This window comes from Arthrobacter glacialis, assembly GCF_002909415.1.
Lineage (GTDB): Bacteria > Actinomycetota > Actinomycetes > Actinomycetales > Micrococcaceae > Specibacter > Specibacter glacialis.
Genome location: NZ_PPXB01000016.1, coordinates 87,251 through 112,888 on the forward strand (window position 1 = coordinate 87,251; position 25,638 = coordinate 112,888).

The window sequence follows — 25,638 nt, forward strand, 5'->3', positions numbered from 1 at the left end:
TTCTGCAAGAACACGCTTGAGAAGAGCGTGATAACTAAACCTGCCGAGCCTACGATAATTCCTGCTCGTAGAGTTCGCTTGTACATCGAGGTTGTCTCTGTTCTAGCCAACTTCCACCCCAACTATTGGCAGCTACTGTCGCAGGTAACTAGCCTAAGCACTTGGACGGATAACCTACAAGCCCTAGGGACTATGCTCTGCAGCACTGATGTCTTATCGAGGAACGTCTACCGGACAGCCCGGATCGCCTCGAGCCAGAGTGACTCGTTGTTCTTCACAAACCGGGTCACGCTGTGCCAGTGTTTTCCATGGCCGGTTGTGAACATCGTCCCCCACGGTTCGGTTCCGGCATCATGGGAAGTCTTGAGCAGTTCATACATGGCCGTTGTACGTTGCCACATGGCGGTGGGTAGTGTGGCCCGTAGCTCGTCGTTGGCACCATAGCCGTCAATGAAGGCCGCCAGCGCTCGTGCCGCAGTGCGTGGGTTGGCCGATGCGTCGTTTAGCGTGAATGCTTGCGCGGCGTACGCGAGATCCCAGAGGCGTGTGCTTGGTGATGCCGCGTCCCAGTCGATGAATACCCATCGCTCTCCGATGAGGAGATTCCAGGGTGCCAGGTCGTTGTGGCAGATCAGCTCGGCTCCTGGGGCCGGAATATGGGTGATCCAGGTTGAGTCGGAGTCGGGTTCGTAAGTGGCGCTGGCGTCGTGAATAGCGCGTACGAGGGAGCCGACCCGATGCTGCCCGGAGAGTGTCAGTGGGGCCGAGTCCATGGCAAGGCGGCCGGGGACAAACTCTGTCACTTGGCGACCTTGGGGGTCCTGCCCATAGACGGCGGGCACATCAACGCCGGCGTCATTGACGGCCTTCATGTAAGCGAGCACACTCGGGGTCGCGGCCGTCCACGGTTTGCGGACCGTCGAGCCTGCGCGCATCACACCCTCTGAAGCGTTGCCGCCAGTCAGGAGAATCTCTTCCATCTCACAAGGCTATCCCGTACGTCTCGGCACCGCGTAGGAACCCCCAAGTCAGGGCCGAGGGCAACGAGCCCACGAAGCGTCGTCGTTTCGCAAGCCGAACGTTATGTGGGACGGATCCATCGAACCCTGGTGGTCGTGATGTTGTCCTGATCAAGAATCTTTCGAAGAAGGTTTCATATTTAGGTTGCTCGAACCATTCGGACCTCATTCACTCCATCCCCTGTTTTTAAAGTTCCATCGCTAACAAAGCCATTTTTTCGGTAGAAGGCTTGTGCACGCGGGTTGGGGTCTGCGACCCACAGTGCAGCGGGCGCAGTCGCAGCTATGACTTCATTAAGAAGTGCCGTGCCTACACCCGAACCATGGAAGACGGCATATGCGTAAAGCACGTGTAGCTGTATCTGCGGCTCGGCGTCGTCGTCAAGGGAGGGCCCCGACATAGCGATGCCGACGATCGTGCCTTCATACGAAGCTACGGCGATGTTGTTTTGGTTGTATTTTGGATCGGTCAGGGCCGCGGCCCAGAACCTCTCGCGCCAGCTGAGCAGCGCTGGATCGTCCAGAACGACGTCGCTCATCAATCCCCGGTAGGTTTCACGCCACGAGTCCACGTGAACTTTCGCCATGCTTGGCGCGTCCGCGGGCTGAGCGCGACGCAGGTCAAAGTTGCGTGTCATTGTCCAACGGTACATGTGCTGGATCCGCGCTGAGCAGGCATTTGCGGAAATCGCCGGCACAGCCCACTAGTGCCCGCAGCGGAACCCACTGTGGGGCGTTCGTAGATCCCGTGGGCCTAGCTGTGCACTCGACATTTGAGCAATCGGGTGGTTGAGGTGCTCGGTTGACACCAGATCGATGGGAGGAGTGGACTTGGCTCATGGCGTCCCTAAAAGTAGCGAAGAAGCTCCGGATCGCTTTAGGATCGCTGGCCGTTGTCCTTGGCCTGATTTCTCTGGCCATGATTTGGGGTCAGACTGCGGGGCTGGGGCTTAAGGTCCTGGTGAGTTTCGCGGCAGCGGGAGCGTTCCTGCTGGGGATTGCCGTTTTGGTAGGCAGGACCCGGGCCGGTCAGCTGGTTCTGACGAGTCAGCTGGTTCTGACGAGGCGCTTGTGGAGATTTGCTGTTGTCCTCTTCATCGTCGTTGCCGTGATCGTTGTTGCTGTCCTGCCCAAAGGCCCCGGCAGTGGTCCGATCATGGCAATGGTGCCGGCCATTCTGGGTGGAACTGTGGCACAGTTGTTTGAGCCGGAAGCCGCGGCAGCGTTCACCGCGGCGGCGCTGAGCGAACATGATGGCCGGAACTGGTGGTGGGTCAGCCTCGGACTAGCCCTGGTAGGAATTGTTCTGGGTTCTAGTGCAATAGTGGCTGCAGTCTTCGGCAACGGTGTTGTCGTTTCCCTTTTAGAGCCCATTGCGGCGCTTTGCTTGATTCTTGCGGTTGCTATCTGGTTCTGGCTCAGGTCCAGGAAGCGGCAGTTCAAGGCCGAGCCCTAATTCGTTCTCCGGGCCCGTTGGCTGGCAGCGACTGGCCGACCACCTTCGGACCCAGCATTTCCAGGAACAGTGAGTGTGGCAAGACACAGAAATGGACGCACAGATTGTCTCAGCCGTCGACCGACGGCTGTCCCATAACCGGACCTCTAGCGGGCAGTTTCTTCTGCGGTCCTGCCCATCAATCTTCCGATTCAGTCACTAGAGTTGACCCATGGCACACAACGTCTGCCCTGTGGCCAAGCGTTACACGCGAGTCGTCTGGATTGGGGGCTTGGCGTCCATTTTCATAGGTGGGCTCATAGCGATACCTCCGCAAATCAGTCCATTCGTCACTATGGGGGCTCCGGTCCTGATTCTTCTGGTGATTACGATACCCATGGGTAAGGCGGCCGTACGGGAACGCAAACAACGGCCAGACGCAGACTAGTGAACCGCAAAGTCATGTCTGAGAAGTGATTGTCCCGCCACCGGAACCTCCTGCGGGACGGGCTTTAGGGTTCCGGTCCGTCGAGATGGTGGGTGGTTACTTGCCTGGCTATTTCTACCGCTGTCGCGCTCATCTCGTCCGAGAGTTTCAGCACGTCGTACATGCCTGTCACTGTCCGGTCGCCACTACGGGCCGTGATGCGGGTTTCGCCATCGATTTCATCGAGCCGAAAATGGATTCCGATCACGGATTTTATGTAGCGGGCTGCATCCTTGTGGAGCCAGGTCCCGCCCGTCCATTCCTGCCCTATCTTGACCCAAACGTCCTGGCCTACCATCGTCGTGCTTAGCCCCGGCTGGCGGAATGCCCCGCTAATGGATTCCAATGCGCCAGCGAGGGGCAACCCAGTCGTCCATTGTTCTGTGCGGCCAAACCGCCCGGACATAGTTCTGAACTGCAGCAGGATCCAGAACGCCACCATGTTGGGCCACAACGCGGTGGTTACAAGTGCCTCGGGCCCAGCCGCAAATCCAAAGACGACGGCGGCAACTCCGACCAGGGCGAAGACGCCAAGCCCAATCAGGCGTCCCCGGTGCGCAAGCAAGACCATGGCACTCGCCTTGCCCCGGCCCGCCGCAAGGTAAAAGCCCGCACCAAACACGCATAACGCATAGAGACCGTACAAGAAACCCAGCGGAATATCTCTCCCACGGCTGTAGCCGGAGCCAAAGACCATGAACACCGAAAGGGCCGCCAGAGCCATCGCGGCCAGCCCTGCACCGATTCGGACCCGCTTGTCCCGCACCGAAGGCTGCATAACTACATATCAGCACGTGACATCCCTCTTGTCCACGTGTGCTCGTAGTTGTGCAGTCGGGCAATGCCAGTGGCCATCGTTAGTTTCCGTTTGAGGAACCCTCTACGGGACTCATCACACGGCCGTTGCGCCACATGATGAGGCTACCTTTGGAGAGCGCCAAGTCTTTCGACCAGCCCGGATTTCACAGTTGGCCGTTCGGCTTCAACTATGGAGAACACCACAGTGTCGCGAACGGTGCCATTCTCGAAGATCGTGTGATTGCGCAGAATGCCATCTTGTTTGGCACCGAGCCGCTCGATCGCGCGGCGGGATTGGTGGTTGTGCCAATGAGCGCGGAACTCCACGGCAATGCAACCCAGTTCCTCAAACGCTCGCTGAAGTAACAGCATCTTGGCAGCGGCGTTGATCCCCGTCCCTTGGGCCTTCGACCCGACCCAGGTTGACCCGATTTCCAAACGTCGGTTGGCTGGTTCGAGAGTCAAATACGTGGTCCTTCCAACCGCGCGTGAAGTGACCGGGTCGATGATCGCCCAGGGAACAATCCGACCCTCGGTGTGCAAGTTAAGCCGACGTTCAATTTCCCCCTCCATCGTCGAGGGAGAGGGGATGTGCGTGTACCAGGGCTTCCACAGTTCATCGGTTTCAACAGCCGCCGCAAGGTCCTCATGGTGAGTCGCTGAAAGCGGTTCGAGCCGAACGAACTGGCTTTCCCGCAATGACGCGTCGGTAAAATTCATTTCCTGAGTCTAGCCCGACCGAACATCCGCTTGCCGACCAATGAACACACCCTGCGGGCAAGCTTCCGAGCCACAAAAATGTCCATATCTATACGTCCGTTGGGGGAACCATTGCTGGGTTGAAGTGCCAAGTAGTGGCCACCAGCCCTGAATGCTCATAGGTGATGATTCGCCTGCTAGCAGCCGGGTAGTCAGCTCGAGGACCAGACTCCGAGCTCGTTTCCGCTGGGGTCCTGGAAGTGAAAGCGTCGCCCGCCCGGGAAATCGTAGGGGGTCTGGGTCACCTCGCCGCCGGCATTGTGGACCGCTTCTACGCTCGCCTCTAGATCTGATGAGTAGAGCAGAACGAGCGGTCCTCCCAATTTCACCTCGGCATCCAAACGAAAACCGCCGACCTCCGATTCATCCGCGACTCCCTTGCCTCGAATTCCGACATACGCGGGGCCATAATCGTTAAACGTCCATCCGAAGGCGCTGCTGTAGAACGATTTGGCGGCGTGGATGTCGGTCACTCCAATCTCGATGTAGTCGAGCGCGTGATGGGTGTGTGCAGAGTTTTCAGCCATGCTTGGGATTCTACGCGCCGACGCTGTTGTCCGTCCCGTAAGCCGGTCGAATTCCGGGACACCAAGCCGTGGGACATGGACGAGGAACGTCAGTGACTGCATGTCCCGCAGGGGAACGGCAACTGATGCGCAATTGCTGCATGCAATGCCATCAGCTATGGCGATACAGTGAGCGGGACTTACTAGTGAAGCTTCCGATGAATTTGAGGTACACCGATCAATGAACCGAAAGATTTGTCCAACAGGCGGTCCCTTCGACTCCAGGCGACACTGTTCATCATTTTGCCTGTACTCTTCATATCCTTTTTCACCGAGGCGACCACTATGACTATGAAGGTGATTTATGGTGGGGGAATCATCCTGTGTCTTGTCCTTCTAGGGACTGTTATCGCAAAAATCCTCAAGCTCCGAAAGCGGGACACTGGAGGCGGCAACGGGAGTTGATCCCGAACATCTGTAACCGCGACGTAACGCTACTCTCTTCATCCTTCGGTAGGTTGAGCATTCCTCTTGGCTACCGAATCAGTGGTGTCGTCCTGTTGGGGGTGTCCCGTATAGACGCCGCCAAGCGGTCCCGCAAGCCGGTCGGATTCCGGGACGCTAAGCCGTGGGACCTCGACGAGGCGTGTCAGTGACGGCAGGTTCCGTATCAGCGAGAGGTACCAGCCTGACGGGAGGCTCAGCTACGACTTTTCATGGCTCAATGGCTCAATGGCTCAATGGCTCAATGGCTCAATGGGCCGGCGGACGGAACCTGCGGGTTCACGATTGGGCGTAGTGGTGGCGAGGCTGCGCCAAACGATCCAGACAGTGCTTCACGGATGTCCAGGGATGCCCTGGTTGAGGAGGCTCGATCCTTCCTGGAGTCGTTCTATGCGGCCGGAGGCATAGGCGAAGAAGACTTCCCAGATCATAGTCCAGCGCGGATGCATGGAAACAGTGGCGGGTAATTGCTCCAATGCAGATGGACCTCTCGATCGTAGAAATGCCCACCAAAACCCCAGATGGGGAAGGGCTACTGGAACGGTCGGACATGCGATCAGGAGCAGGTCTTGCCGATTGGGCTGTAGATGGTCTGGGTTGTTTGGTCCGTTGTTGCCTCGAGGGGAACGCCTCCTGGTTCCTTGAGCCAAAACCCGCCGCGGTAGACAAGCCAGTTTGCGTTGGCTTGTGCGGATGTACAACCGGGAATCACTAATTCGTCGGCGAGCGTGTAGCCGGAATTTGACCAGCCGATCTTCGTCCTGCCGCGCTCTTCTGTGGGGACGCTTAACGTGAAAGCGGTGCCTGCCTTCATGACGAGGCCCATCTTTTGGAATTGGAGCCCGTCGGAGGTAACTCCGTCGCCCCACTGGTTTGGGCCTATTCCGGTGGAGGCGGTGTTGATGTAGAGGACTTCTGGTACTCCTGGCTTTTCCGTCCCTGCACCAAGATCGGCTGCTGTTAGCCCAGCCCCGATGGGATTGTCGCATTCGAATTTAAGCGTGGTTCCCTTGGCGTGCGGACTAATTTCAGAATCCAGTGACGATGCGGACACGCTTGATGAGGGCATGGGGACGGGGAGAGTGGACTCGTTGGGACTGCCCTGGCTTTGCTTGACTCCTGACTTGTGAGGATACGTTCCTTGCAGCAAGGATATTGATATGCCTAAGCCTTTCCCCGCCGAGTTCCGCCGCGACGAAAGTTGCCGTGGCTCGCAAGCATGAAGCCCCTATCGCTCAGATCGCTAGGGACTTCGGGATCTTGAGAAGCGACGTTGCATAACTGGCTCAAGAAAGCCGATATCGAGGACGGCAACCGCCCGGGTGTGAGCGCTGCTGAGGCGGCCGAGCTACGGGATGCGAAGAAACGCATCCGGCTACTGGAGCAGGAGAATGAGATCCTGCGTCGGGCCGCGGCGTTCTTCGCCCGTGAGCTGCCCCCAAAATGAGGTTCCCGCTGGTCCTTGATTAAGACGTGCGACGGGGTTCCCGTCGCGGTGGCCTGCCGGGTGCTCGGCTTCTCCAAACAGGCGTTCTACACCTGGAAGGCGACTCCGGTGACGGACCGGGATTGGGCTGATGCGCATCTGATCAACGCCGCGCTAGATGTGCATCGGGACGACCCGGCGTTCGGCTAAAGGTTCATTGCAGACGAGCTGAAGGAGCAGGGCCTGGCCGCGGGTGAGAACCGGGTCCAGCGGCTGTGTAGCAGCCAGAGAATCTGGTCTGTGTTCGCCAAGAAACGCGGATTGACGCGCAAGGCCGGCCCGCCCGTTCATGACGACCTGGTCAAGCGGGACTTCACCGCAACGGCACCCAACCGGCTCTGGCTCACTGACATCACCGAGCACCGCACGGACGAGGGCAAGCTGTACTTGTGCGCGATCAAGGACGTCCATTCGAACCGGATCGAAAGGCTATTCGATCGACTCACGCATGAAGGCGTCCCTCGCCGTTGCCGCTCTGCGTAACGCAGTGTCGCTGAGGTCCTCGCTGGGAACGGTGGTGCATTCGGACCCTGAAGACCAGAGGGCTGACCGGATCGATGGGCCGGGTGGGCGCGTGCGCCGACAGCGCTGCCATGGAGTCATTTTTTGCGCTGCTGCAGAAGAATGTCCTGGACCGCAAACGATGGACCACACGGCAGGAGCTGCGGCTGGCGATCGTGACCTGGATCGAGAAAACCTACCACCGCAAACGCCGACAACGACGACTTGGCCGCCTAACCCCGAGAGTCAACGAAACCCGGGGCAGTCCCATTTAAAGGATGGAAAGTTGAGCGGGACGGATCGAGCTGGTTGACTCAACACTCGTACGGTGCAAGCGTACATAGATTGCATGACAGTTGGCACCAACGAATTTATGACGTGAAGATCAGGGATCTACTTTACTATGATTGGGCTGTTTTCGGAGTAGTACACCTCACTGATCGTCTACTGGGGGTTTTGCTAGTTTGGTGGTCTCTAATTCGTCAGGGCTCCAGCAGAGCGTGATCTGGACTCCATGGGCGGCTTCGGCAATTGTCAGGTGCAGATCAGCGCCGTAGAGGTTGTCGTGTTCAATGTAGTGGCCATCAGCTCGGCCCTGTGCAACAACGCGCGTCAAAGCCACCGCCATGGCCCGGCCCCAATCGGCAGGGTGCTTGCTGGACGAGCTCTCGGTAGATGAATAGGTTGCCATAGCGATCCTGAAAAAAAGATAAAGGGATGGTATGAATGGTCAAAATTCACCGGGACTCATTGCGTCATCGTCCGTGTGAGTGTCCGAAGCATTCGTATCTGCACGTGCAAGCTCCTCGCGGTGCTGATCATCAGTGCCTCCAAGCGGCCCGGCTCCTGGTTCGCCGTCGCTGCCGGCATCCTCGTCCTGAAAAAAGCTCCGGTCCGGGGCGCCCAAGCTTTTGTCGTCACCCAGCGCCTGTTGGTCGCTTTCCTGACCTCGCAAGGTTGGATCCGGCGAGCCCGGATTGGTGGCCGCATCGTCAGGCATTTCATCGTCGGCTGGATCGTTATTGATCATGGAGCGCTCCTTTGATGGCTGGGACAGATGTTCATTGGGTCCGTGGCTGCCCGCCTTGCTGTTTTCACTGTGACCACTGATTGGTCCTTGCGAAACCCCTCAGGGTTGGGAACAGTATGAAGGGCAATAAGGACAATTCTTAACAGAATCTGGAGATGATGCCATGAACATCCTTATTCGACTTTTGAGTATCGGCGCGAGCCTGGCGGCCGGTGCCGTGGCACGCAAGGCCCTCGAGGCCGGCTGGAGGAACCGTACCGGAAGTGAACCGCCCAAGGACGCTGGTGACTTGCGAATTTCACTGCCGGGGGCCTTGGTGTTTGCGCTGGCAGCTGCTGCGGCAGGTGCTGTCATCCAGGCATTCACCCAACGCTTGGGGCGGCAGGCCACCATGCGGCTGGAGCAAACCCCGAAGGAGTGTAGAAAGACAACCACCGCGAAAGGTTTAGATCACTTGCGGAGCTGATGGGAAGAACGGGTCAGGATGGTTGGGGGTGCTTGGTGCCGGCACCGGAGGAATGGGTTCGCTTGGATCATCCGGCTGGTGCGGATCGATGGGCTCGGTGGGTTCCGTGGGGGAATCGGGATGGGGAGTGGCGGGGAACGGTTCAGGAGCCAGGGGTTGCGGCTCTGTTGGCTGGTGCTCATTCATCTTTCTTGCCTCTCGTTGATACATCTTCGTGGTGGCTAGATGGGGGAAGAACTGGGTATGGCCGCTGTTGTTGAGGGGATGGGTGGACGATTTCCATGGTAGCGAGCTGGCAGTTGTCCGTCCACAACTTTGGTGATGGGCAACCCGGTTCCAGTAGCAATGACAGCCATCGACATGGACGGTGCTTTCCGTCGTGGATTTTTTGATTGCTCCTCGCTAGAGTCGAAGTGGCGGATGAAGCATCCAACGCACTATCCATCCGACCGAATGTTTTGCCACGTTGACCAACGCGAATGCGGAGGAAAAACCATGTTTGAACATTTCACCACGCCCGATGAGATCCTCCACTACAGGCTGGGTGCGGCCCTGACCATGGAGTACGATGCTCTGGAAATGATCGCAGCCATGGAAAAGGGCGCTATGCGCAGCGACCTCCGGGAATTGCTGCATGAGCACACCCATGAAACCCGCCAGCAAATAGAATTTTTGCAGCGTTGCTATTCCATGCTGGGCGTTGACGTCCATCAGACGCCGTCTCCCACCAGCAAGGGACTGGCCAAGGAATCCAATGCCTTCATGGCCAAGACCGACAGCACCCTCGTGGACGCCGTGATCCTTGCAGGGGTGTTGGAAGTGGACCATTACGCGTCGGCTGTTTATGAAACCCTCGTCATTCAAGCCAAGGCGCTCGGTGCCGCAGGGGTCGTTGAATTGCTGACGCAAACCCTGGCGCAGAAAAAAGCCACCATCGAAAAGATTCTGGTGGCCTCCGAGACCATCGCCCACGCAGACGCCACAGACCACGCTGATGGAGACACACGGCCGCAGTCCGGGGTCCAGGTACCGCCCTATCTTCCGCCCTCAATGATTTAGCCCCACGCTGCCGCTGATAGATGTGAAGGCACAGAAAGATGCCGCGGATTTCCAACGCGGCCATTGTCGATCAACCAAGGAAGCTTAGATGAACGAGCGTTCAGGTGAACCGGTGGAGATATCCACGCGCATGCGTCTAGGGGAGTGGACCCGGGATTCACTGGCAGAGTTGGTGTCCTTTTATCAACAAAAGCTGCGCGAGATGGGCGCAGCCGATCATGAAATCGAGACATCCGTCGAAACTCCGGACGACGGCGGCGCGAACGTCAAAGTCAGTTGGCGGCATGAGGGTGTTCGCACCTGCGCTGACATGTGCCAAAGCATCGTGGCGGAGGCAGAAAATTCACGCGGCCATGGCGAGGCCATTCCCGCTGGTGAAGCAACTGAGGACTCCAAGGGACTCGGTGCCGTGTTTGGCGATGCCGACCGTTCAGCCATTGACGAACCACCCACCCGCCGCGCAATGGACGCACTGAAGAACCAGGTCGATCCCGAACTCATGGCTACCACTAATGACGAAGGAAAGGCCTAGCAAAAGAATGACCCATTCCTTCTCCCGGAACCCGCAGTTGACTACTCCGGGTGACGAAGAACGAGCAATCACACCAGAGGGAACGCCATGGGTATCGGCGACAAGTTTGATGCAGCCAAGGACAAAGTCACAGGGAAGATCAAGGAGGGCGTTGGTATGGCCACCGATGACAACTCCATGATCGTGGAAGGCAAAGCCGATCAGGTCGAGGGTGCCGTGAGGATATGATCGCGGACACCAAGGCCCACCTGAAAGACGATGCCGATAACCGGCACACGGACGGCACCGAAGGCGCGGCACCCACCACTCACCGCGAGTTAGAGCCATGTATTAACGCCACGATGAAGGTGGTAAAGGTGTGGGCGCCTGGAATTCTCGCACACCATCTCCACGGACGCATTTTTTGCAGAATATTCTTGGGCCGAATCTGCTGCATCCAAAGAGACTGCGATCATCGACAAACGGCTGACGTGGTGAAGCGATTGGACTTTCATGTGAATCTGCGACATTGCGCCCCATTTTCATCCGTGAGGACGATCGGGGCGGCGGTCGGTTCGCAGCCCGTAGTCATGGTTCCCGAGGTGGAAGTCGTAGACAGTTCGTGTGAACTGGTCTAGCATTTTTCTCATCATCTGCTGGTCGGGTTCCTTGGCACGCGGTATGTATGTCATTGGGGCGGTGCGGAACTGAACAGTATGGTGTGGATTGAATCTGTTGGTGTTGTCGCGCAGCCGTGGTTCTGCGACCCGGACGCGCATCGAGCTGATGTCGGAGAGCTGATAATGACTATCGATCCCAGTCCAGTGAGAGCCGAGCAAAACCTTGTCATAGCTGGCCCTCAGATTACCTGTATTGACTGCAACACTTCTGAGGATCTAACTATCGAATCCATTGAACCCGTGGTCCCGAGAACGGACGGTTGGGTGATGGTGGAATATAGCTGCGGGAAGTGTGAATCCTTCTACGCTCATGAGGCTTCGGTGCAAGCAGTGGCGCGCTTCCTGACTACTTCTGATACGCAACCGGGAGTGTTGAGATTCGGTCGCTACTACATTCATTGCGGTGAACCCATGGAAGCATTTGGCTTGCGAGTCACCGGTGTCGGGAGTGATGACGATGATCTCCACAACGTTCTTGAGGTTCATATCCCCACGGTTGTGCTGCGATGCCGCTGTGGTTTTCAAATGCTCATACCGGACTAGGCAGGACGAATCTTTGGTGAGTTAGCGGCCGTCAATGACCTGTTTGGGGGACAGTGAGTTGCTCGGCAATCCATTCCTTGATTGATCCAGGCAGGACTGAATGGGAAGCGGGGTCGAAGATGCTGACGTTTCGGATTGAGGAAGAGTTCGTTTTTCTTGACCGCGCAACACTAACACCGGTCCCTGTCTCGGCCGATGTTCAACGAGAACTCCAAGAATTTGATTTCGCCGGGGGTGTGGTCCGCAGTGAGTTTCTCCGCTCTCAGGTGGAATACGCTTCACCAGTGCTCGGCTCATTTGAGGAGGCCGCCGGAGCGTTGTGGAGTTTCCGGACAGCACTCACGTCTTGTGCTGAGGACCATGGAGTCTTGGCAGCGGGCGTCGGCACACCGTTCACGAACCCCAACGGTGCCATGGTGACCGACAATAGTCGGTACGAGAACATTGCCGGCAGCATCGGGGCACTGGCATTCGAGCACCATTTAAACGGTCTCCACATCCATGTGGGAGTCCCGGAAGGGGAAGCCGCCATTGGTGCGTTGAATTATCTGCGTCGGTGGTTGCCGGTCTTGTTGGCGATGTCTGCCAATTCGCCGTTTTGGTGTGGTGAGGACACCACGTTCTCCAGCTGGCGTGGTATTCAGTATCGGCGATGGACGACGGCGGGATGCCCGCCCAGGTTTCTCGATGCTGCAGATTATGATCGCAGAACCAAAGCCCTGATCGGTATCGGTGTCACCCCGGATCAGGGTTCCATTTCGTGGTCGGCTCGGCTTTCACACCACCAGCCCACAGTGGAAATACGCGTTGCAGACGCCCAGTTGGAGCCCTCCACCACGTTGCTGTTGGCCTTGCTGGGACGGGCGCTCGTCGCCACGTTCCTAGGCAGGCCTGAGACGTCCTTCCCGGATCCAGGGCCTGAACTATTGGACGCGGCGTTGTGGCATTCTGCCCGACACGGTCTGACCGCCCAGTTGGTACATCCCGTGGACGAGAGTCTGGCACCAGCATCGGTAGTTATCCAGGCACTGCTGGATGAGACACACCAGGCATTGGAAGCATCAGGTGATCTCGCCATCGTCACGGCCCTGGCAGAGCAGCTCCTTCTGATTGGTACGGGAGCCGACCGTCAACGCCAAGCTTTCGCCGTGCACGGTAGAGAAGGACTCGCCGCGTTCTTGTCCAATGCGATCAAGAATGAGTCCTCAGCTCATCAACCGGCGGCCGGGCATCTTGGACCGGATGACCCTCGCCCGTTGGAATCTGAACCGTTGGGGTAGGGCACGGGCCAGAGGCGGGTTTCTGCCAGAGCACTTTTCTTTCAGTGGTGCGTTGGGCGCGGCCAGTGAATGGGTAGTGGGCGTTGTTAGTGTTTTTTGGTTCGGACCAGCACTGGGTAGGCGGCGAGGACAGCCAGAAGGAAAACGGCAAGGGCGGTGGCAACGATGATTGCTTCGATTCTGCCGAGAACCATATCAAATACCAGTGCGGTGGTTCCCACGACCAGCAACCCGATGAGCCACAATACTATGCGAAGTATGTTGTGGCCGGAGGCTACAAGTCTGTCTTTCACGTGCAGTCCCAAAAGTTCCCGGTGCATTGCCACTGGTACCAGCATTAAGCAGGTAGCTAAGGCAGCAAGAAGGACGTTGCACAAGTACAGGATGGTTGCTGTTTGGTCGAGTTCGGTGAATCGTGACTGAAAAGGAAGCGTCAGCAAGAAGCCAGCAATTATTTGGGTCCCCGTTTGCATGACTCTAAGTTCTTGAAGCAAATCATCCCATTGGCGGTCACGTTGTTCATTGCGGGTTTCATCCCGCCCACTGTCCGCAGCCAATTTACCAACGTCGTCTGCCGGTGAATCCAATCCCATATGATCCGGAGCTCCCTACTTGGCCTGGTAGCTATTAGGAGATTCTTGGTGACTCAATCAATTCTGCCTTGCGCTGGGAGGAGTATCCTGTGAGACCAATTTCCTTGGCTTTGACGCGCAAATCAGCAACTGTCCACTCTTCGTAGGCCGGGGATTTTCCGCCTTTTCGCCCGATTGTCGAGCGTCCTTCCTTGGCCGCAGCGTTGGAGATTCTTGCAGCCTTCTGCTGTGAAGCGCCGTCCTCGCGCAACTCCTCATAAAGTTCCGGGTCTTTCAGGCTCGGATTCTTCCTTGCTGGCATATCATCATCCTTACTGGACAGCGCAGAAAGCCCGAGACACAGCTCTCAGGCTGGTCGGGCTTTCCTGTAGTTGGCCTAAGTCCTACGAGCCGGCCCTAGTGGTCGCCCCGCCTTCGGTGTCGTCCGTGTGTCGGTTATGGGCATCGTCTTTCAGGTGGGCCTTGGTGTCCGCGATCTTATCTTTCACGGCCCCCTTGACCTGATCGGCTTTGCCTTCCACGATCATGGAGTTGTCATCGGTGGCCTTACCAACGCCCTCCTTGATCTTCCCTGTGACTTTGTCCTTGGCTGCATCAAACTTGTCGCCGATACCCATGGCGTTCCTCCTAGAGTTTTTAGTCGATGACAGTGAGCCTACGCCTCCTGACCCTCTCACAACAGTCCCGCCAGAGGACGAAATGTTCCCGGACCACAGCTTCCCTCAAGTCTTTTGAAGGTGAAGGCATGATGCCCGAGGAATCTCTTCGCCGGAGAGCTTGGTTGGCAGGAATTCTGTTTCAAACGTCCACTTCGGAACGCGTTCACACCGGTCTGGTGCCGCCTGCCAAGAATCGGCGGCACCGGCAAAAGGGTGCCGCATTGCGTGACCAGACCTATGAACGGCCGTTGCCAGCCGCATTCTTCCGTTTGGTCGTCAGCGGCTTGATCTATTGTCCCTTCGCACAGCTGTTCCGTTTGATGTTGCAGATCCTTTTGATGTCTTCTTCGGCCCCAAAGAGTTTGGAGTTGGTAGTTTTGAGGTCCAGCACCAAGGCCTCGAGTTTCAGGCTGGGGGCCAGATCGTCCCAGTTTGGTGAGTACTGGATGATAAACACTATCTGAGACGCCATCGTCGTGGTCCTGGTGTTGATGATGAGCCGCCACGTATCGGAGAGTCCCAGAATCAATCCGCTGAGTGCCCAGAGCACCAGAACGACGACGGGGCCGGCGACGACCCCACGGTGCCCAGGGGTGCGGAGGCTTTGGACGTGAGGCGAGCAGCGATATCTGCTCTGCCACCTGACTGTGCCGTTTCATCGGATTTTTATGGTGTGGGTGTTCCCCCATTGATGTTCAGTGTTTCACCGAGCACGTAGTTAGATTCCGGGGAGGCCAAGAAGACGTAGGCAGGGGCAAGCTCGGTAGGTTGTCCAGAAGGGTCCGGGGGCGATGGCGTTGACGCGGATGCCGCGCGAGGCCAACTGCTGGGCCAGTCCCTTGGTGAAGTTGTTGATGGCCGCCTTGGTGGCGGCGTAGTCGATGAGGTTGGGGGAGGGGTTGTACGCCTGGATGGAGGTGGTGTTGATGATGGTGGCACCGGCGGGCAGGTGGGGCAGGGCGGCTTTGGTGATCCAAAACATGGCGAAGACATTCGTGGCAAAGGTTTGCTCGAATTGTTCGTCGCTGAGGTCTTCAAGACTGTCCATTGAAATTTGTTTCCCGGCATTGTTGACGAGGATGTCCAGACCGCCGAGCTGCGCCACGGCATCCGCCACCAAGGATCGGGCGGCTCCAGCATTGGAGATGTCCCCGGGCAGTGGGACGGCCTTTTGTCCGCTGTCGCGAATGAGTTGCATAACTACTTTCGCGTCCGCTGCTTCCGCTGGAAGGTAGGACAAGGCGACGTCCGCGCCTTCACGGGCGTAGGCAATGGCGACGGCGGCGCCGATCCCGGAATCGGCGCCCGTGATGAGCGCCTTCCGGCCAGCAAGGCGCCCTGTGCCGCGGTAGGAATGTTCCCCGCGATCCGTGTGGGGTTCCAAATCGCGGTCCAGGCCTGGTTCGGGCTGGTCTTGCTCTGGCGGGCTGATGCTCGGGTAACGGGTGACAGGGTTTTGAAAGGTGTACTGGTCTTGGGTCATCAGTGCTTCCTTTGGTCGGCTAACTTGCGGGATATGTTGGGGTCGGCCACACCAACGGTGCCCGGCGACGCTGCCAGTGCTAACCAGTCTGGTGTGGGATGGCGTCTGCAGCGTTGATGAGGGCGTCCCGAAGCAGACGCAGCGCGTGCAGGACTGTTTGTTCCACCACCGCTTCGGGTGCTCCGAGAAAATGATGCTCTTCCACACGAGCCCTGGTTCCGTCCCAAACCGCAATGAAGACAGTCCTGGCGGGCTTTCCTTCGGCTGTTTCAGGGCCACCCACACCAGTCACGGCGACACTGACGTCGGCGCCGGTAAGGCGGCTGACACCTTGGGCCTTCTCGATGGCTACACGGCCCGGGGTGACGCCGCCGCTAAACCACTGCGCGGCATTCTCGGCAGCGCCCAGGCACATGGCGATGGACCCGCTGGTGGGCGATTCAGCCACAGCGATCGTGGATCCTTTCGCAGCTGCGATCTCTCCAATGGATTCAGCTACTTGGTGTGCGTCGCTCAGTTCCAAGTTCATCGCTTACTGTCTCCTGCAGGACGGTAGTGCTCGAACCAGTGGTTGACTTTTCCGTGGGCTTCGCGGCTGGTTCTTGCGGGTTGTCGGTGGTGAAGTTGATGAGCTTGTGGGTTCCGTCGCAATGAGGTTTGATCGTCGAGGCCCCACAGCGGCACAGGGCGATGGTCTTGCGTTTGCGGGTGATTTCATCCCCGGTCCCTGTGAGCAATTCGATGTCACCCCGAATCAGTAGTAGTCCGTCAGGGCATGCTGTGATGCTCGGTGACGAGCGCTGTTGGCTGCTCACGGAAGGGCCACAGATTCGCTCAGGGGCTGTCGAAGGGAACTTTCTTCCCGGTTCCACGTATCAAGCAGATGCGCTCCGGTGAGGCTGTCCATGTACAGGCAGGCTTGTGCACCGAAAATGATGTCTGGGAGGAGGTCAGGCTCATCCTCGGCCAGGGCTCCGGCCAAATCCCTGCCGGCAATTTGTTCATGCACTGCATCGGCCTCAACATGCTCATCGAAGTACCAGGTCACATCTGCGCCATAGCCGAGCCGACGGAACCCGTTGCCATAGAAACGGTTGGAAATTGAAGAGGTCATTTCGAAGGCAGCCAGGTGGCCGGTAATGGCGCCGCGGAGTCGACGGTGGAGACCGAACATTGACATCATGTTGAAGGAGGCCAGGGTCAATGCCGGAAGATGATTGACGTAGTATCCGTAAGCATCTGAAAGGTCCATACCGCGCATGGTGCCAGCGAAAATGGTGGCCTGCACCTGATCTGGCCGTCCACCACCGTACTCGTCGGCTTGTATTTCCACTAAGGCGGCCTTTGCGCGTCCTTGGAGGCGGGGGATGGCCCAGGAGTGGGGATCGGCTTCTTTGAGCGTATACAAGGATTTACGCACGACGAACTCCCGTGCCTGCTCCACACTGGCCTGCCGGGCAACATATTTCGAGACACGTGGGCCACTGTCCTCGGCAGTGAGTTTGAACAATTCGGCGGCGACAGCTTCAGCCTCGGCCGGTGGCAGATCGGGGACAGGAAGGAGGCCGCGCAGAACACTCTCGAAGCGTTCCTCAATCACCAACCGGATACTCAGGGGTTTGGCCTGCCATTCCCAGCGCGGATCCCAGTCACCTAGGCCTCCGTAATGAAGTGAATACAGAATCAGCAACGCAAGTTGTAGATCTTCATCGGAGAGAATGTCGGGGGCATCACGGACCGAGCGAACGGTATCCAAGAGCAGGTCCGTGCCTATATCTGGGTCCTCACCCGGAAGCGTGTTGAGCATGGACAGCAGGGACCCGCTGATCGGTTCCCGGGAATCTAGGGAAGTGAAAATCGGCATTGGATTCTGCCTCCGTTCATCGTGTGCCCCCGCACATGTCATGGTTCGGAGTAGTGCTTTTGGAGCGGGGCATCTTGGGAAACCTGGCAGTAAAGTTCATCCGGCCACAAGGGGCTGCCCCAGTGGTGAAGTGCTGGTCAAAAGCTACTGGATCAGCTTGAAGAGGTTGCCGGTCCGCTCGGTGTGGCTCCACCGTCACCGGCCCAGTCTTGGCCTAGTTTTTCGTTGAGGGCCGGGTCTGAGATGACATCGGAAACGGTCGACGTCGAAGCGCTCTCGGTTCCTCGCCAACCCATGTGTTCGAGGGTGGTCACCACGTCTTGCACACTGTCAGCGGCCCAGAAAGACTTGACAGCGTTTTTCAGGTGCTCGTAGCTTGTTCGTCCGGCTCGCGATCCCAGCAGCTATCCCGCGGTAACTCCGGCCGCGAATGCCAATATCCCTTTCATGTTCTACCCCTCATTGGTCGTGTTGGCCCCCCAGGTGCTCTGGATGTCTCTGAACAGGAACCCTGCTCAGAGACATTCAGAGACTTATCCTGGCACGGGCTGCCGCTGCCGGGTCTGTACGCTCAGGCGTTGGTGGTGTTGGTTCTGGAGCGGCCTGTTATGGCCCCGTAAATGCCGGCGACGACGAGGCCGCCGACGATGGCAAGGATCCAGGAACCCAGATTCCAGAACTCCATCTTCCCGGAGCCGAACAGCAGATCACCGATCCATCCACCAACGACGGCACCGACCACGCCCAGAACCAGGCTGGTGATCCAGCCGCCGCCGACCTTCCCCGGCATGACTGCCTTGACGATGGCTCCTACGATCAAGCCAAGAATGATCCATCCGATGAATCCCATGATTCCTCCTTGAGAGAGTTACCTATTTTTTGGTTTTGTTTGTCCCCCAACAACTATCTTGGCTCTAGTTTCTTGCCGACTTCGCGGCGCCCTTTTCGGTCGCAGAGTTGCCGTGGATCAGTGAGCCGGTGTTGTTTTCGAGGTGCGCGCGCATGAACCATTGGAAAAGCTCAAGTTTGGCACTGTGGCCGATCAGCATGTCTTCGGTGATGGGGTCCAGCTCTCCTGTGGCCGCTATTGCATCTCGGTGGCTTGAAATGATGCCGTCGTAGACGATGTCCAACGCGGCCAGATGTTCGGTGGTGGAAGCTCGCCCGATGGCGTAATCGTTCCAGTCCCGTTCCTTGACCAAGGCGCCAGGGAGGCCGCTGGGGGAGACACCCAGTGTCGCAATGCGTTCGGCAGTTTCATCGATCATGGCGCGAACCAGTTCAATTTGAGGATCCAGCATTTCGTGGACCCCAATGAAGTCCCGTCCCACCACATTCCAATGCGCATGCTTGAGTGTCAATTGCAGGTCATTGAGTGCGTGAAGGCGACTCTGCAAGATGGCGGCCACCTGATGCCCATCCTTGAGCGTCAAGCCGGGAACCGTAAAATTCGCGCTCGAAGTTTTCTTGGAAACCATTAGAACTCCTCTCGAAACCGGTCGATCTGCAACGACCGTCGTCATTTCACCGTAGCCAAGCGGGAAGCAATTTTCCAGTCACCAACCCGTAACCATCTGGCATGCACTCGCTGCCGCCCACTCAGGCTTGGGTTGGTGGTGCAGGCTGTCAGTCCGGGGCTTCAACGTACCGGGCGTGTCTGAGGTCTGCTTCGGAAACCGCCGGTGTCTGTGGATCTTTCTCCGATGGAACGAGTGGCTCCACCAGCGCCTCGGCTGACTCGACGTCAGGTCTGCTAAGTCGTCTGTGAGATCTGCTGAGTCAAAGTTTGTCGCTGGGGAATCCGGCATTTCGTCTCCCGGAGTGGGAGATCCATAGCCACCTTGCGGGCTGCCGCCGGTGGGCGAGGCATCTTTGGTGCTCATGCAAACTCCTTAGTCGGGGGCGGCCATTGGAGGCTTCATGCTTGGTTCACGGCATGCCCCCACCATGGCACCGTCGCGGTTCATCAGTCAAGCCCTCGTTGAGGCTTTTTTGGTGTGGATTTATCCCGTGGTTCCGGTGGTTTCATGGGCCGATCCGACAGGTTTTGATTCCGGGGACCCGCGCTGGCGCAGATAGATGGACAGCACCACCATGGAGCCGACGGCGAGAAATTCGGATTGCCAGTTCTGCAGGGTGCGGTTCCAAAATTCGGGGGAGGCCACATACAGTGCCCAGCTGATCGGGGCCTGCAAGTCCTGAAGTTGTTGTTCGTTGAAGGCGCTGGCCCCTGCGACGGACTGGGCAAGCCAGGACAGGAAGAAGATGCCGCCCATCGCCAACACCAACGAGTTCCCGTACAGGTGTTGGCGCCACCCGTGAACCCGGGCCCAAGCAGGTGAATCGAGATGGGCATATTGGCCAACCAGTTGGTCCTTGTCTGTGCCCGGGCCCGATTGGTCCAGTTTCTTGGACTCAGGGGAGCCCTTTTGAACAAGCCAAATCGTGACACTGATGTACAGCAGGAACTGCAAATACTCCGACTGCCAGTTTTCGGCCACATCCACCCCAAAGCTCGAGGACAGAACATACTGGCCTAAAGTGATCGGGTCGAGTCCGGCGGCGACCTGTTCCTGATTGAACAAGGCATGGCCGGTGAGTGCCTGGCCCGCAAGGGCCAAGATAAAGATGGTGCCGAAGAACAGGCCCAGACTGTTGTGATGCATCCACGTCTTCACGCTTTTCCCCTACCAATGCAGCCAGCCCAAGGCCAAGATGAAGGCCAAGCCCAGGACCACGACGAATAGATAGCCAATAAATTGTGCCTTCACTCTCAGCCGCCCCCAATTTCACAATCAAACGGTGCATCCTCAACGGCGGTGCAACCGGCGGCGTCCACCAGCCAACGGGTGCCGGATTGGGTCAGGAACACATTTTCCGCACCGAGACTGACCAGGGCGCTGCGGCCGAACACCTGGGTCGCGGAGGGGGCGCGGCCATCGGGACCCACGGCAGCCAGTCCAGCGTCCTCGAGACCGGTGGGACAGGAACCGTCTCCGTCTTTGGCCAAGGATTTGATGGTCGCCGGGGCCAGAAGTGCACACGCAGCCGCCAGATCGTGGCCGTCCAGTGCGGCATAGAATGCTTGAGCCGCACTGGCGGGGCCTGCTCCCGAGGGTGCACACCCGGACACGGCCGCCAGCAGCACCACCGGAACAAGAAGTCGCCATGACCAGGCTGACGTCCAATACTTGCGGCAGCCACGGAACCGTACAGGATCGCCCACGCTACGCCTCCCTTGCGGATCAAAAGCTCGTTGAATTTGTTGCGAGTCCCACTAGCCTCACTTTAGGCCTCCCCTTGCGCCGCAGCCAGCAATTTTTGCGTGAACCTGCTTGGACCACAGCCGGTGCATAGTGTTTCCCCTGGCCTACTTCGCCGGGTATGGCTCGCTTTGCAGCACCCGTGCTAGGTGGGCGGCGTTGCGGGCAAGCACCCCAACGGCTGAGGCGACGGCATCGTGAACCTTCTCCAGGTCGTTGTAGTCGACAGTTTGCATGGCCTCCCCAACCCAGTAAGTCCCACCCTGGGCTGGGACGCTGAAGCCGACGTCGTTCAGACCCTGCATCATGTCCGCAATGACCTTGTGGGCGCCGTCCTCGTTTCCCACGACGGCAACGACGGCTACCTTGCCGAACATGATGGGCCGGCCCTGGCTGTCGGTTTCAGCGAGATCTGCATCAAGGCGTTCCAACACTTGCTGGGCAACACTGCAAGGGTGACCCATCCAGATCGGGGTAGAAAGAACCGCGATGTCCGCGGCAAGGATCCTCGTCCTGATCGCGGGCCAATCATCGCCACCGCCCATGTCAATCTGAACCCCATGCTTAACGTTGTGGTCGACAATGCGCACCGAGGAAGTCACGACGCCATACTTCTTCAGTTCGCCCAAGACATGCTGCGCCATGAGCTCACTGCTGGAGGGCTTCGGGGAGGGGAGAGGGTGCAGACGATCGCGATAGCTGTCAGTTCCGTCATTGCTGTTTCCTTTCAGTAGTACTGCAGCGGCCCCAGCAAATCTAGAGGCATCAGCTGGACCCCCGTCAAGTACCGCAGACTCCGGGGCGGTAATTGGTATAAGCGAAAGTCTGGACGAATAGCACTGCGTCAGGCAAGAGTGCCAGACCAGACAGGCGACGTCGCCTCATTCCCTTGGCAAAGGCGATGACTGCTCCGGCGCCGATTCGGCAGACATCGCCAATGATAAAAGCCTGGCGGCCGGCAAGGAGGAAGGGTTCATCGCCACGGTCAGTGCGGGGCTCCAAATCAAGGTCCAGGCCAGGCTCGGTATTGTCTTGTCCCGGCGGTTGTGCTTGGCTTCAGCATCAGCTGTCCGTTTCCAGACGCTAAGACCCGGACATTCTTCCCTTCCCCCATTTCTGGGCCTCTCCGCCCGACAGGGCAGCATCGGGGAATTCGTCAGAGACTTCAGGGGCAATGTCCAACGGCTTTCCTCCAGTGTTGCCGGGGTCCGCGTCCACATGGCCTGTTTCCGTGGAGGCACCTGTGTGTTTAGTGTGCTGGAGCAGTTTGTGCGCAGCTTCCACGGCATGTTCCCTGACGGCGTGCTGGACGGTGGTGACAGTTTCCTGAACCGAATCCTTGTTCCAGATCGACGTAGCGCATGCCTTGATTTTTTCGTAGCTTGTCCGGCCCGCGCGGCTCCCCAGCACGTACCCGGCGGCCATTCCGGCAAGAAAAGTTAGCTTGGCTTTCATGATGTTCTCCTTAGTTGAAAAGGATTCGGTGCAGAAAATAGTGGCTACAGTTCAACCTTTTGGCTTTCCCCGGCGTCGATCACTTCACCGGTGAGCCGTGCCTTGGCCCATTGGAAGATGGTGGAGATGGCTCCACCTGGGGCCTCCCAATATTGTGCCCCATCGGGACGGACACGCACGAGGACCAGATCTTTGGATTCCGGACCGTTGGGGTAGAACGCGGCCGCGGCCTCATTCCACAACTCCCGGGCCTTGGGCTCGCTGGTAATGACGACTGCCGAGCCGTGAACCGAAAGCCATTCATTCTTTCCGCCGAAGGAAAGATTCACTCGGGCTTCGGTGCCAATCGCTGCTACGGGACCCGTGCCGGTAGAGCTAAAAAACCACAGTTCGCCATTGTCCTCAACCTTGGTGACTGTCATGGGCCAGCCCATAATCGCACCATCATCACCCACAGTTGTCAGCATGCAGATCCGATGGTGCTCAATAATTTCCATGACTTTGTGAATATTTTCATTCTGGGACATGTGCCTTATCCTCCTGTTGTGAATAGATTCCGTGTTCAGATCCAAGCTCATCGAAGTGTGGTCAAATGCTGGATTTGCTGCGTCGTTGGACGGTTGGGGAAGGCGGGGCCACCACCAAGCTGCGGACATGGGTTTGGACCGGGCCGGTTAGGCGGTGGTTTTGGAACGGCCGGTAATTGCGCCGTAAATTCCTGCGACGACCAAGCCGCCGACAATGGCGAGGATCCAGGAACCCAGGTTCCAAAATTCCATCTTGCCCCCACCGAAGAGCAGATCTCCGATCCAACCACCGGCAATGGCACCGACCACGCCCAGAACAAGGCTGGTGACCCAGCCGCCATCGACCCTCCCCGGCATGACGGACTTAACAATGAATCCGACAATCAAACCCAAAACGATCCAACCGATGAAACCCATGATTCCTCCTTGAGAGAACGCGCATGTGCAGTGCGGGATGCTTCCTCACGGCCGGTGAGAGCCGCAAGCCGATGGGGTGCTGTCTACTTCTTAGTTTTCGCTGCCGCGGCCTTTTCGGTAGGCGCATTGCCGTGGCTCAACTTGCCGGCGCTGCTTTCCAGATGCGCACGCATGAACCACTGAAAAAGTTCCAGCTGCGCTGTTTGGCCGATCAACATGTCTTCAGTAATGGGGTCCAGGTCCCCCGTGGCTGCGATGGCATCTCGGTGGCTTGAGACTACGCCGTCATAAACGAGATCCAGGGCTGCCAAGTGTTCGGTGGTGGAGGCACGCCCGATGGCGTAGTCATCCCAATCACGCTCACGAACCAAGGCGCCGGGAAGGCCGTTGGGGGATAGCCCCAACGTGGCAATGCGCTCGGCAGTTTCGTCAATCATGGCCCGAACGAGTTCAATTTGCGGGTCCAGCATCTCATGGACACCAATGAAATCCCGGCCCACCACATTCCAGTGGGCATGCTTCAACGTAAGCTGCAGGTCATTCAAGGCATACAGCCTGCCTTGGAGGGTGGCTGCCACCTGGTGACCGCTCTTCAAGGATAGGCCCGGAACCGTAAACGTTGCAGTGGAAGTTTTCTTGGAAACCATTAGAATTCCTCTCAAACCGGCCGATCTTCAACGGCCAACGTAATCCCACAGTATCGAGCCGCCAGCAGGAATTCCAGCTACCGCCGACTTCGGCGGGTCAGACGCCCCACCTTTTCCAAGGAAACTGTGTAACTCTTGGGACCTGGCAATAGGGCTTCGGGACGGCGAGACCGCCTCCCTACTTTCATTCCTGGCCTCATTAATCCGGGTGATTGGTCCCGTCAGGACATAACCGGTGTCTGAGAGCGGCCAGAAGGCGCTGCACATCAAGTACGACGGCGGCAACTGGTGTGAGCGCTGCCGAACCGGTGTCGCGGCTGTCGGTGACTGCGGCCAAGTCATCGTTGGCGGAGTCCAAATTGGCCGAAATTATTTCTCCCTCTTCCCACGCCCGCAGTACGTCCGCGGTCGCATCCAAACAGCGGCTCAACGGTTCGCGCAGCTCAGCCTGGAGGCGCAGCTCGAGGGCCCGTCCCAGATGGCGGCAGTGAGCCCCCTCCGACAGATCGCGAATGTAGAAGGTTATGTTCTCCAAGAGGGCCAGTTCGTGTCGGCGGCCAGCCCAATCCTCATGTTCCGGGGCCATTTCTGAACGAGCGTCTTGGCTGCGTCCTTGAGCTGCTCGATGAGAACTAGGCGCCCACGGGAAATCTGGGCGCGAGCAGCATCCAAGGTGAGTGGAGGGAAAATGGTGACATTTACAGCCAGGCCCACTAGTACTCCCATGGCCATTTGGACGCCGTACCCACGGAGAATGTGTCAGCGTCCTAGCCTCCAATGATCAGTACCAGCAGGGTCGCCACCGGCACATAGTCGCGGCCGGCCCCGGGCGGGGCAGACCTGCAAAGAGCAGGCCTGCCCCCACGGCCAAAGAAATCGTGAGAATGTTCGATATCCCCAACAACAGCACCCCGGCGGCCAGCATGATGCCCAGCAGCAAGCCAACGAGTGTCTGCAGTCCCGAACGCACCGAACCCATGAAAGTGGGATACATGCTGACCAACGCGCCCAAGGGCGCGTAGCACGGGTATTCGTCCACTGCTCCGTGCATGTGGGGCGCAAAAAAACAGGAAAGACCGACAGCCAAGGCATTTTTGGCCGCCAGCAGCACCCGTTGGCCTGCCACCGAGGAGGTCGCCCAGGTCTTCAAAAAGTTCACAGATACCGCTTCCCCGGACAACCAATCACCTCCGCCGTCGTCGTACCGCCCTTTTCGGAGCATCAGGGACTTCGCCTGCGTTGCCTGGGCTTAGGAGCATTGCCGCCAACGCGGGAATGGGCTGAAGTAAGCATTCAACTTTGAGCCAGTAGCCATTGAGAATCCCGGCTGAAACAAACAAGGCAGTTTATCAAGTATTTGGCCAGCTTCGATGCGTTGCAACGGTCGGTAAGCAAGGGTGCTCAGATGGCAGCCGCCCTGCACGGCAGGCGGTAGGCGTTGGATGACCTTTAGCTCCCATTGAAGAACGTGTCCTGGAACGGTGTGTCAGAGTGCCTGCGCCCGGCGAAGAACCGGAACGGGGGCCTTGACGGCGTCGTGGGAGGCGTTCATGGTTGGAGGTGTTGAGAATATCCACTCCATTCAACGGAGGAACTATGACAACTCCCAAGCAGCCCATTCCCGGAGCTCCGTCGATCGAGCCGCTGTCGTTTGAGGAGCCTGCGG

At 58.1% G+C, this 25,638-nt stretch carries 32 protein-coding genes and 3 pseudogenes; 7 read left to right on the plus strand and 28 right to left on the minus strand.

What is annotated here, in order from left to right; genetic code table 11:
* Window positions 1–227 precede the first annotated feature (227 nt).
* Entirely contained in the window at window positions 228–980 is a 753-nt protein-coding gene (locus CVS28_RS16825; RefSeq protein WP_103482218.1) for a phosphotransferase, read from the minus strand.
* A 179-nt stretch (window positions 981–1,159) separates the two neighbouring features.
* Window positions 1,160–1,657, minus strand: a complete 498-nt coding sequence (locus CVS28_RS16830; protein WP_207797243.1) for a GNAT family N-acetyltransferase — start codon at window positions 1,655–1,657, stop codon at window positions 1,160–1,162.
* A gap of 200 nt (window positions 1,658–1,857) precedes the next feature.
* Between CVS28_RS16830 and CVS28_RS16835 the strand changes: the two genes are divergently transcribed.
* Window positions 1,858–2,475, plus strand: coding sequence for a hypothetical protein (locus tag CVS28_RS16835; RefSeq protein WP_103482219.1), 618 nt, complete (start codon window positions 1,858–1,860; stop codon window positions 2,473–2,475).
* Window positions 2,476–2,966: 491 nt separating this feature from the next.
* On the opposite strand, the gene CVS28_RS16845 is transcribed toward CVS28_RS16835, so the two are convergent.
* The 4 genes from CVS28_RS16845 to CVS28_RS16865 all read right to left on the minus strand — a co-directional run bounded on the left by CVS28_RS16845 (window position 2,967) and on the right by CVS28_RS16865 (window position 6,577).
* Window positions 2,967–3,719, minus strand: coding sequence for a hypothetical protein (locus tag CVS28_RS16845; RefSeq protein ID WP_103482221.1), 753 nt, complete (start codon window positions 3,717–3,719; stop codon window positions 2,967–2,969).
* 143 nt (window positions 3,720–3,862) lie between these two features.
* On the minus strand, window positions 3,863–4,459 hold the full coding sequence (locus tag CVS28_RS16850; RefSeq protein WP_103482222.1) for a GNAT family N-acetyltransferase: 597 nt from the start codon (window positions 4,457–4,459) through the stop codon (window positions 3,863–3,865).
* Between the two features lie 191 nt (window positions 4,460–4,650).
* Window positions 4,651–5,025, minus strand: a complete 375-nt coding sequence (locus CVS28_RS16855; RefSeq protein ID WP_103466861.1) for a VOC family protein — start codon at window positions 5,023–5,025, stop codon at window positions 4,651–4,653.
* A gap of 1,039 nt (window positions 5,026–6,064) precedes the next feature.
* Entirely contained in the window at window positions 6,065–6,577 is a 513-nt protein-coding gene (locus tag CVS28_RS16865) for a hypothetical protein (RefSeq protein ID WP_133159179.1), read from the minus strand.
* Window positions 6,578–6,668: 91 nt separating this feature from the next.
* Between CVS28_RS16865 and CVS28_RS16870 the strand changes: the two are divergent.
* Window positions 6,669–7,770 (plus strand): annotated as a pseudogene (locus CVS28_RS16870) (IS3 family transposase).
* A gap of 158 nt (window positions 7,771–7,928) precedes the next feature.
* Here the strand turns inward: CVS28_RS16870 and CVS28_RS16875 are convergent.
* Window positions 7,929–8,186 carry a hypothetical protein gene (locus CVS28_RS16875; protein ID WP_103466865.1) on the minus strand — a complete coding sequence of 86 codons (258 nt, stop codon included), beginning with the start codon at window positions 8,184–8,186 and terminating at the stop codon, window positions 7,929–7,931.
* Window positions 8,187–8,225: 39 nt separating this feature from the next.
* Window positions 8,226–8,525, minus strand: a complete 300-nt coding sequence (locus CVS28_RS16880; RefSeq protein ID WP_103466866.1) for a hypothetical protein — start codon at window positions 8,523–8,525, stop codon at window positions 8,226–8,228.
* 163 nt (window positions 8,526–8,688) lie between these two features.
* Here CVS28_RS16880 and CVS28_RS16885 point away from each other — a divergent pair, with 163 nt between their 5' ends.
* Window positions 8,689–8,991, plus strand: a complete 303-nt coding sequence (locus CVS28_RS16885) for a DUF4235 domain-containing protein (protein ID WP_103482224.1) — start codon at window positions 8,689–8,691, stop codon at window positions 8,989–8,991.
* Here the strand turns inward: CVS28_RS16885 and CVS28_RS19515 are convergent.
* The gene (locus tag CVS28_RS19515) at window positions 8,971–9,177 is read right to left on the minus strand and encodes a hypothetical protein (protein WP_103466868.1); all 207 of its coding nucleotides are present in this window, start codon (window positions 9,175–9,177) and stop codon (window positions 8,971–8,973) included. The genes CVS28_RS16885 and CVS28_RS19515 overlap by 21 nt on opposite strands.
* 309 nt (window positions 9,178–9,486) lie before the next feature.
* On the opposite strand from CVS28_RS19515, the gene CVS28_RS16890 reads away from it, so the two are divergent.
* The 4 genes from CVS28_RS16890 to CVS28_RS16915 all read left to right on the plus strand — a co-directional run bounded on the left by CVS28_RS16890 (window position 9,487) and on the right by CVS28_RS16915 (window position 13,064).
* The gene (locus tag CVS28_RS16890) at window positions 9,487–10,050 is read left to right on the plus strand and encodes a YciE/YciF ferroxidase family protein (RefSeq protein WP_165788188.1); all 564 of its coding nucleotides are present in this window, start codon (window positions 9,487–9,489) and stop codon (window positions 10,048–10,050) included.
* Between the two features lie 88 nt (window positions 10,051–10,138).
* Window positions 10,139–10,582, plus strand: a complete 444-nt coding sequence (locus tag CVS28_RS20220; protein ID WP_243399943.1) for a hypothetical protein — start codon at window positions 10,139–10,141, stop codon at window positions 10,580–10,582.
* An 87-nt stretch (window positions 10,583–10,669) separates the two neighbouring features.
* Window positions 10,670–10,810 carry a CsbD family protein gene (locus CVS28_RS16900; protein WP_103466870.1) on the plus strand — a complete coding sequence of 47 codons (141 nt, stop codon included), beginning with the start codon at window positions 10,670–10,672 and terminating at the stop codon, window positions 10,808–10,810.
* Between the two features lie 1,093 nt (window positions 10,811–11,903).
* A complete protein-coding gene (locus tag CVS28_RS16915) occupies window positions 11,904–13,064 on the plus strand; it encodes a carboxylate-amine ligase (RefSeq protein WP_103482228.1) in 1,161 nt (386 codons plus the stop codon).
* A gap of 86 nt (window positions 13,065–13,150) precedes the next feature.
* On the opposite strand, the gene CVS28_RS16920 is transcribed toward CVS28_RS16915, so the two are convergent.
* The 19 genes and pseudogenes from CVS28_RS16920 to CVS28_RS17010 all read right to left on the minus strand — a co-directional run bounded on the left by CVS28_RS16920 (window position 13,151) and on the right by CVS28_RS17010 (window position 25,131).
* Window positions 13,151–13,657, minus strand: a complete 507-nt coding sequence (locus CVS28_RS16920; protein ID WP_103482229.1) for a DUF6328 family protein — start codon at window positions 13,655–13,657, stop codon at window positions 13,151–13,153.
* 34 nt (window positions 13,658–13,691) lie between these two features.
* The gene (locus CVS28_RS16925; RefSeq protein WP_103482230.1) at window positions 13,692–13,958 is read right to left on the minus strand and encodes a DUF7218 family protein; all 267 of its coding nucleotides are present in this window, start codon (window positions 13,956–13,958) and stop codon (window positions 13,692–13,694) included.
* Window positions 13,959–14,040: 82 nt separating this feature from the next.
* Window positions 14,041–14,274 carry a CsbD family protein gene (locus tag CVS28_RS16930; protein ID WP_103466875.1) on the minus strand — a complete coding sequence of 78 codons (234 nt, stop codon included), beginning with the start codon at window positions 14,272–14,274 and terminating at the stop codon, window positions 14,041–14,043.
* 331 nt (window positions 14,275–14,605) lie between these two features.
* Window positions 14,606–14,893: pseudogene (locus tag CVS28_RS16935) on the minus strand (low affinity iron permease family protein); the annotation flags it as partial.
* Between the two features lie 89 nt (window positions 14,894–14,982).
* Window positions 14,983–15,799, minus strand: a pseudogene (locus tag CVS28_RS16940) (SDR family oxidoreductase).
* A 79-nt stretch (window positions 15,800–15,878) separates the two neighbouring features.
* Complete coding sequence (locus CVS28_RS16945) at window positions 15,879–16,328, minus strand: CinA family protein (RefSeq protein ID WP_103482232.1); 450 nt, start codon at window positions 16,326–16,328, stop codon at window positions 15,879–15,881.
* Window positions 16,291–16,671, minus strand: a complete 381-nt coding sequence (locus tag CVS28_RS16950) for a CDGSH iron-sulfur domain-containing protein (protein ID WP_341476421.1) — start codon at window positions 16,669–16,671, stop codon at window positions 16,291–16,293. The genes CVS28_RS16945 and CVS28_RS16950 overlap by 38 nt, the downstream gene beginning before the upstream one ends.
* Window positions 16,611–17,663 carry an iron-containing redox enzyme family protein gene (locus tag CVS28_RS16955; protein WP_243399945.1) on the minus strand — a complete coding sequence of 351 codons (1,053 nt, stop codon included), beginning with the start codon at window positions 17,661–17,663 and terminating at the stop codon, window positions 16,611–16,613. The genes CVS28_RS16950 and CVS28_RS16955 overlap by 61 nt, the downstream gene beginning before the upstream one ends.
* A gap of 571 nt (window positions 17,664–18,234) precedes the next feature.
* Window positions 18,235–18,513 carry a GlsB/YeaQ/YmgE family stress response membrane protein gene (locus CVS28_RS16960; RefSeq protein WP_103466879.1) on the minus strand — a complete coding sequence of 93 codons (279 nt, stop codon included), beginning with the start codon at window positions 18,511–18,513 and terminating at the stop codon, window positions 18,235–18,237.
* 64 nt (window positions 18,514–18,577) lie between these two features.
* The gene (locus tag CVS28_RS16965) at window positions 18,578–19,141 is read right to left on the minus strand and encodes a Dps family protein (RefSeq protein WP_103466880.1); all 564 of its coding nucleotides are present in this window, start codon (window positions 19,139–19,141) and stop codon (window positions 18,578–18,580) included.
* A 525-nt stretch (window positions 19,142–19,666) separates the two neighbouring features.
* Window positions 19,667–20,329, minus strand: coding sequence for a DUF6766 family protein (locus CVS28_RS16970; protein WP_165788189.1), 663 nt, complete (start codon window positions 20,327–20,329; stop codon window positions 19,667–19,669).
* A gap of 107 nt (window positions 20,330–20,436) precedes the next feature.
* Window positions 20,437–20,889, minus strand: coding sequence for a hypothetical protein (locus CVS28_RS16975; RefSeq protein ID WP_133159180.1), 453 nt, complete (start codon window positions 20,887–20,889; stop codon window positions 20,437–20,439).
* Window positions 20,890–21,033: 144 nt separating this feature from the next.
* Window positions 21,034–21,570, minus strand: a complete 537-nt coding sequence (locus CVS28_RS16980; RefSeq protein WP_479768596.1) for a flavodoxin family protein — start codon at window positions 21,568–21,570, stop codon at window positions 21,034–21,036.
* A gap of 439 nt (window positions 21,571–22,009) precedes the next feature.
* A complete protein-coding gene (locus CVS28_RS16985; RefSeq protein WP_103466883.1) occupies window positions 22,010–22,381 on the minus strand; it encodes a hypothetical protein in 372 nt (123 codons plus the stop codon).
* 44 nt (window positions 22,382–22,425) lie between these two features.
* A complete protein-coding gene (locus tag CVS28_RS16990; protein WP_165788190.1) occupies window positions 22,426–22,908 on the minus strand; it encodes a pyridoxamine 5'-phosphate oxidase family protein in 483 nt (160 codons plus the stop codon).
* Between the two features lie 147 nt (window positions 22,909–23,055).
* Window positions 23,056–23,325: a GlsB/YeaQ/YmgE family stress response membrane protein gene (locus CVS28_RS16995; RefSeq protein WP_103482237.1), complete on the minus strand. Its 270-nt coding sequence runs from the start codon at window positions 23,323–23,325 to the stop codon at window positions 23,056–23,058.
* An 83-nt stretch (window positions 23,326–23,408) separates the two neighbouring features.
* Window positions 23,409–23,972, minus strand: a complete 564-nt coding sequence (locus CVS28_RS17000) for a Dps family protein (protein ID WP_103466886.1) — start codon at window positions 23,970–23,972, stop codon at window positions 23,409–23,411.
* Between the two features lie 199 nt (window positions 23,973–24,171).
* Window positions 24,172–24,558, minus strand: coding sequence for a hypothetical protein (locus CVS28_RS19525; RefSeq protein ID WP_133159181.1), 387 nt, complete (start codon window positions 24,556–24,558; stop codon window positions 24,172–24,174).
* 195 nt (window positions 24,559–24,753) lie between these two features.
* Window positions 24,754–25,131, minus strand: a complete 378-nt coding sequence (locus CVS28_RS17010) for an FUSC family protein (RefSeq protein ID WP_133159182.1) — start codon at window positions 25,129–25,131, stop codon at window positions 24,754–24,756.
* Between the last annotated feature and the right edge of the window lie 507 nt (window positions 25,132–25,638).